The 6109-nt window shown below is 35.1% G+C and carries 8 protein-coding genes; 4 read left to right on the top strand and 4 right to left on the bottom strand.

The annotated features are described in order from the left end of the window. Positions 1-6 precede the first annotated feature (6 nt). The 3 genes from AB3X49_RS16150 to AB3X49_RS16140 all read right to left on the bottom strand — a co-directional run bounded on the left by AB3X49_RS16150 (position 7) and on the right by AB3X49_RS16140 (position 1534). Entirely contained in the window at positions 7-441 is a 435-nt protein-coding gene (locus tag AB3X49_RS16150) for a GNAT family N-acetyltransferase (RefSeq protein ID WP_002189834.1), read from the bottom strand. Between the two features lie 105 nt (positions 442-546). Next, positions 547-1209 carry a ribose 5-phosphate isomerase A gene (gene rpiA / locus AB3X49_RS16145; RefSeq protein WP_002136714.1) on the bottom strand — a complete coding sequence of 221 codons (663 nt, stop codon included), beginning with the start codon at positions 1207-1209 and terminating at the stop codon, positions 547-549. 4 nt (positions 1210-1213) lie between these two features. Further along, positions 1214-1534, bottom strand: a complete 321-nt coding sequence (locus tag AB3X49_RS16140) for a 2Fe-2S iron-sulfur cluster-binding protein (RefSeq protein ID WP_001125405.1) — start codon at positions 1532-1534, stop codon at positions 1214-1216. 143 nt (positions 1535-1677) lie between these two features. Between AB3X49_RS16140 and AB3X49_RS16135 the strand changes: the two genes are divergently transcribed. Both AB3X49_RS16135 and clpP read left to right on the top strand, forming a co-directional pair. Then, positions 1678-2364: an RNA polymerase subunit sigma-70 gene (locus AB3X49_RS16135; protein WP_367963318.1), complete on the top strand. Its 687-nt coding sequence runs from the start codon at positions 1678-1680 to the stop codon at positions 2362-2364. Between the two features lie 20 nt (positions 2365-2384). Further along, on the top strand, positions 2385-2966 hold the full coding sequence (gene clpP / locus AB3X49_RS16130; RefSeq protein WP_002136712.1) for an ATP-dependent Clp endopeptidase proteolytic subunit ClpP: 582 nt from the start codon (positions 2385-2387) through the stop codon (positions 2964-2966). A 53-nt stretch (positions 2967-3019) separates the two neighbouring features. Here the strand turns inward: clpP and AB3X49_RS16125 are convergent, their stop codons facing one another. Beyond that, positions 3020-3877 carry a glycine betaine ABC transporter substrate-binding protein gene (locus AB3X49_RS16125; protein WP_367963315.1) on the bottom strand — a complete coding sequence of 286 codons (858 nt, stop codon included), beginning with the start codon at positions 3875-3877 and terminating at the stop codon, positions 3020-3022. Positions 3878-4050: 173 nt separating this feature from the next. Here AB3X49_RS16125 and AB3X49_RS16120 point away from each other — a divergent pair, with 173 nt between their 5' ends. Then, positions 4051-5256 (top strand): quaternary amine ABC transporter ATP-binding protein, encoded by a 1206-nt coding sequence (locus AB3X49_RS16120; RefSeq protein WP_367963313.1) that lies wholly within the window; start codon positions 4051-4053, stop codon positions 5254-5256. After that, the gene (locus AB3X49_RS16115; protein ID WP_367963310.1) at positions 5249-6085 is read left to right on the top strand and encodes an ABC transporter permease; all 837 of its coding nucleotides are present in this window, start codon (positions 5249-5251) and stop codon (positions 6083-6085) included. Before AB3X49_RS16120 ends, AB3X49_RS16115 begins: the two co-directional genes overlap by 8 nt. Positions 6086-6109: the final 24 nt, after the last annotated feature.

The raw sequence follows: 6109 nt of genomic DNA, 5'->3' as shown, positions 1-6109 counted from the left end.
TTTCTATTATGATAACACTTTCGTCATAAGAATATGTGGAATTCCATCTTCCATAAATACGTCGGAAGAAGTTTGATAGCCTAATTTTTCATAAAACCCTTCAGCTTGTGTTTGACCGTGTAGTTTAACTTTGTTTGCTTCTTTGTTACGAGCAATCTCTTCTAACTTTTGAATGATTACTTTGCCTAATCCGTATTTGCGATAGTCTTTTAAAATACAAATTCTTTCTAGTTTACCCATTCCGTCAACGAATCGTATACGGCCAGTTCCTACAGGAAGTTCATTATAATAAACTAATATATGTTTGCATGCCTCGCCAATTTGGTCATATGTATCGAATTCATCTTCAAGTGGGACACCTTGTTCTTTTACAAAGACTTCTTTTCGAATGTGAAAGGCAGTTTCTAAATCTGTAAGTTCTGTTATGAGTTTGGATTGCAAATTGTTCAGCCCTTTCTAGTGTGATATGAATGTGTTTTCATAGTATATCATACTGTAATGCTATAAAAGAAAAAACTGACTTGCAAAAGTCAGCCTTTAAAATGCTTAATATTCTTTTATACCGTTTTTTGTTCCGATGATCGCTTTGCTCGTCATATTGATAAATAATCCTGTTTCAACTACACCGGTAATCATCTTTAACTCTGTATGTGTATCATTTGGATTCAATATTTTGTTTGGAAAAATACAATCAATAATTAAATTGCCGTTATCAGTTATAAATGGTCCGCCATCTTTCATACGTAAACGCGTTTCGCATCCTAAAGATTGAATTCTTTTTTCAGTTTGCTTCCAAGAGAAGGGGATAATTTCAATAGGAAGTGGAAAGGTACCTAAATGTGAAACGAGTTTGGATTCATCTGCAATAATAATAAGTTCTTTAGAGGAGGTGGCAACAATCTTTTCGCGAAGTAATGCACCACCGCCACCTTTTATTAATTGTAAATCATTATTGATTTCATCTGCTCCATCAATTGTGAGATCAAGTATATCAATTTCATTTAAAGAGATTAGCGGAATAGATAATTGTTTTGCTAATACTTCAGTTTCTTTTGATGTCGGTGCAGCTTGAATAGATAACCCTTCTTGTACACGGTGACCTAACTTTTGTATCGTCCAATATACGGTTGAACCCGTACCAAGTCCAATCGTCATACCATCTCTTACAAAGCCAGCAGCATATTCGCCTGCAAGCTGTTTTAAATTCATCATTTTACTCCGCTGGGCGTGGTCCAGCATCTAAACCGGAATTTTCAACTGTAAGTATAGGGCGAACGGTAATATCTTTATGTACACGCATTTGGCACGATAATCGTAAGTGGTCTTCAATTCCTTTTTCCGTAATAGCTTGTTTTTCATCATTTGTCGCCTCACAAAAATCACCTGCAATGACTTCAACTCTACAAGTTGTACATCTTGCTTTGCCACCGCAACGATGAAGAATGTGTACACCGTTATCTTCAAGTGCTAATACTAATTTCGTTCCTTCTTTAATATCGAAAGTTCCGGTACCTTCAACTGTTAATTTTGGCAAATTGATTCCTCCTCATGTAAAATGCTATATAACATATTTATGACCCGTATTCATGAACATAAACATAAAATTAATTATAAGCCCCGTAACTTTTTTATTTGTTCAATCGTTTATTAAGTAAGCGCTGAAAAGGAGTGGTTATTTTGTGCACAAAAGTAACTCAGGTTTTAAAGGATCATATCGATATGAATCATTCAAATATAAATTTTTTAATTACACATTATGCAGAGGTAAAAAGATACTGTACGTTTTTGACGAAAAACAAATGGGATGGGGAAGACCTTGCCCAAGAAGCAATTTGCAAAGTTCTTCAAAAGTATAGTGAGAAGGAAATTTGTATAACGCTTCTGTATAAAATTGCTCGAAATCAATGGTTAGATCAAATGAAATCAAAATCCGTTCAAGAAAAGTTAGAACAGCAAAATACATTTGAAGAACCACATGGGAAAATTGCAGATTTGCATGAAATGGTAGGGAAAGTATTGTCTTCGTTAAATGTGCAACAATCCGTAATTTTATTATTGAAGGATGTTTTTCAGTATAGTATCGCGGATATTGCTAAAGTATGTTCGGTATCAGAAGGCGCAGTGAAAGCATCTTTATTTAGGAGTAGAAATAGGCTGAAAACTGTAAATGAAGAAGGCATTGAAATAGTGGAGTACACGGATGATGTTGAAATCGTTGTAACTTCTATTCGAGAAGAAAGACCTGAATTGTTGACGAAACTTCTCCCAACAATAGATTTCACTAAGTTACCATCAATACAACCAGTGTTATTCTTCAGTATGAAACAATCTTCTTCTTACAGTTGTATGCTTAATGCGGCATAAAACAGATGGAGGGATTTATAATGAGTGTAATTCCTTACGTAATAGAACAAACGAAATTAGGAGAACGCTCCTATGATATATATTCAAGATTATTAAAAGACCGAATTATTATGATTGGTTCAGAAATTAACGATCAAGTTGCAAGCAGTGTAGTAGCACAATTATTGTTTTTAGAAGCGGAAGATGCAGAAAAAGATATATTCCTGTATATCAATAGTCCGGGTGGTTCAACGACAGCGGGATTTGCAATATTAGATACGATGAACCTTATTAAACCAGATGTGCAAACACTTTGTATGGGCTTTGCGGCATCATTTGGTGCGCTTTTACTATTAGCTGGCGCAAAAGGAAAAAGATTTGCGCTCCCTAACAGTGAAATCATGATTCATCAACCGCTCGGCGGTGTAAAAGGGCAAGCAACGGAGATTGAAATTACAGCAAAAAGAATATTAAAGTTAAAACATGATATTAACAAAATTATATCTGATCGAACAGGGCAACCAGTAGAAAAGGTAGCTCATGATACAGAAAGAGATTATTTTATGACGGCAGTAGAAGCGAAGGAATATGGAATTGTTGATGCAGTTATTGAGAAAAAATAACGTAAAACAGGCTAGAGAATATACTAAATTCTCTAGCCTGTTTTTGTCATTCTTTATTCTTTTATCCATTCATCAACTAAAGCTTGATTCTTTTTTATCCATTTTCGAGCAGCTTCTTCTGGATCTTTCGTTTTATTTAACATGACCATTAACGTACCAAGTTGTTCATCGTTCATTTTCCATTGATCAAAGTATTTCACAATATCCGGATGATCTTTTTCGAAACCTTTACGAACTGAGTAATAAATGTCATCTTTTTCACCATATACTTTCTTAGGGTCTTTTAAATATTTTAAGTCAAATTCTGAAAAGCCCCAATGAGGATTCCAAAGCGTAACAGCAATTGGTTTCTTTTTCGTATATGCCTTCTTTAGTTCGCTCATCATCGCAGCTTCTGAAGATTGGACAAGTTTTAGTTTTATATCATATTCCTTCATTGCTTTATTCGTTAAATTCATTAGGCTACTACCAGGTTCAATCCCAACAATTTTATTATCTAGCTCATCTTTATGTGCATTTAAATCTTCAATACGGTTAACGTTTTTCACATAAGAAGGGACGACTAAACCAAGCCCAGTACCTTCATACCATTTTGATTTTAAGACGAAGTCATCTTTGTAACGGGCATTTAATGGTTTATCTGTAACAGGAAGCCATACTTCTAGATTCGCATCAACATCACCACGTGCGACGCCAGTCCATATCGCAGCTTTTTCTAAATACATGAGTTCAACTTTATAGCCTTTTTCTTCTAATAAAACTTTCCACATATTTGCGGTTGCGATATTTTCTTTCCAACTTGTTACACCAAGTTTAATTTTTCCTTTCGAATTTGCATTTGTTGCATTACAAGAAGTGAAAATCATACTAATAAATAGTAACAGACTTATAATCCATATTTTTTTTCGCATTCAAAACCTCCTGTGAAGCTTTTGCTTTTTATAAATTAATCTATAAGTGAACCTTCTTATTATGAACGGAAACAAGAATTTTTAAAGAAATCTTATATATGTCATTTTTATGTAATATTTCTCTGTAAAATCGCAACACTATGTAAATAGATGGGTAGAAAAGGAGTAGTGACATGGATAATACAAAGGTACGTGTTGAAAATGTAACAAAAGTCTTTGGGAAATATCCGCAACGAGCGCTTACCTTATTAAAAGAAGGAAAAAGCAAATCGGAAATTTTAAAGGAGACAGGAATGAACGTTGGTGTGAAAAAGGCAACGTTTGAAGTATACACTGGAGAAATTTTCGTTATTATGGGTTTGTCTGGTAGTGGGAAATCAACGCTAGTTCGAATGCTAAATCAATTAATCAAACCGACAGCCGGGCATATATACATAGATGGTGAAGACATCGCAACGATGGGAAAAGAAGAATTGCGAAGAGTAAGAAGGACGAAAATGAGTATGGTTTTTCAGAAGTTTGCTTTATTTCCACATCGTACGGTAATACAAAACGTTGCGTACGGGTTAGAAATTCAAGGAGTTCCAGTAGAGGAACGAGAAAATAAGGCGTTAGAATCGCTACAGTTAGTAGGACTCGATCATCATAAAGATAATTACCCTAGTCAACTTAGTGGTGGTATGCAGCAGCGTGTTGGAATTGCAAGGGCACTAACGAATAATCCAGATGTATTACTAATGGACGAGTCATTTAGTGCATTAGATCCACTAATTCGAAAAGAAATGCAAGATGAATTGTTAGAGTTACAAGATAAAATGGAAAAAACAATTATTTTTATTACACATGATTTAGATGAAGCTCTTCGAATTGGTGATCGTATCGCATTAATGAAAGATGGAGAAATTGTCCAAATTGGAACACCGGAAGAAATTATGATGAGCCCTGCAAATGAATTTGTAGAGAAATTCGTGGCGGATGTGAATTTAGGAAAAGTAATTACGGCAGAATCTATTTTAAAAAGGCCAGAAACGTTATTAATCGATCGTGGGCCGCGTGTAGCTCTGCAAATTATGAGAAATGCAGGTGTTTCTACGGTATATGTTGTGAACAAAAAGTATGAGTTTTTAGGTATTTTAACAGCGGATGATGCAAGTAAAGCAATGAAAAAACAATGGCCAATTGCTGATTTATTACTTAACGATATTCCACACGTTTATCTAGATACATTACTGGAAGAAACGTATGCAAAAATGGCGGAGATGAAATATCCATTACCCGTAATTGATGAAAAGAAAAGGTTGAGAGGAATTATTAAACGTGAAAGTGTCATTCAAGCTCTTGCAGGTAACATTGAGGAAGAGGTGAAAGACGATGAATAATATTCCGCGCATTCCATTAGGCGAATGGGTCGATTCATTTGTTGCAAGTTTATATGAGCACTTTGAAGGCTTGTTCCGAGGATTCTCCTATATTATCGGTGGATTTGTTGATTTACTCACTAATTTTTTAACAATAATACCAGCCATGGTGATGATTATCATCTTATGTTTCCTCATTTGGTACACAACGAGGAAATTATCTTTAGTCATTTTTACGCTCATCGGATTATTATTTATTTTAAATATTAACTACTGGGCACAAACGATGCAAACATTAGCGCTCGTACTTACGTCAGTTATTATTTCAATTATTATCGGAATTCCCATTGGCATTTTAGCATCTCAAAATGAACGTTTCTCAAAATTTTTAAAGCCGACATTAGATTTTATGCAAACAATGCCGGCATTCGTCTATCTCATTCCCGCGATAACATTTTTTGGAGTAGGCGTCGTACCAGGCATTATTGCTTCCGTTATTTTTGCTATGCCACCGACAATCAGATTTACAGACTTAGGAATTAGACAAGTTCCAGAAGATTTAATTGAAGCTGCGAATGCATTTGGCTCTACCGCATCACAAAAATTATTTAAAGTACAATTACCGCTCGCAACCGGAACGATCATGGCTGGCGTGAATCAAAGTATTATGCTTTCGTTATCAATGGTTGTAACAGCTTCACTTGTAGGAGCGCCAGGACTTGGCGTCGATGTATATCGCTCTGTAACACAAGTAAATATCGGAATGGGATTTGAAGCTGGACTAGCTATCGTCGTGATTGCGATTATATTAGACCGAATTACGCAAGGGTTTTATACAAAAAGAAAATAATTCAAAAAACACACTTTATACTAA

This window comes from Bacillus sp. C30 (assembly GCF_040838255.1).
Taxonomy (GTDB): domain Bacteria; phylum Bacillota; class Bacilli; order Bacillales; family Bacillaceae_G; genus Bacillus_A; species Bacillus_A mycoides.
The sequence above is the reverse complement of the archived record's forward strand: the minus strand, read 5'-3'. Positions and strand labels throughout refer to the sequence as shown.

Bases quoted from the DNA above. Each gene is read 5' to 3' on its own strand.
- rpiA (WP_002136714.1), bottom strand. From the start codon at position 1,209: ATGAATTTAAAACAGCTTGCAGGCGAATATGCTGCTGGCTTTGTAAGA.
- clpP (WP_002136712.1), top strand. From the start codon at position 2,385: ATGAGTGTAATTCCTTACGTAATAGAACAAACGAAATTAGGAGAACGC.
- AB3X49_RS16125 (WP_367963315.1), bottom strand. From the start codon at position 3,877: ATGCGAAAAAAAATATGGATTATAAGTCTGTTACTATTTATTAGTATG.
- AB3X49_RS16120 (WP_367963313.1), top strand. From the start codon at position 4,051: ATGGATAATACAAAGGTACGTGTTGAAAATGTAACAAAAGTCTTTGGG.
- AB3X49_RS16115 (WP_367963310.1), top strand. From the start codon at position 5,249: ATGAATAATATTCCGCGCATTCCATTAGGCGAATGGGTCGATTCATTT.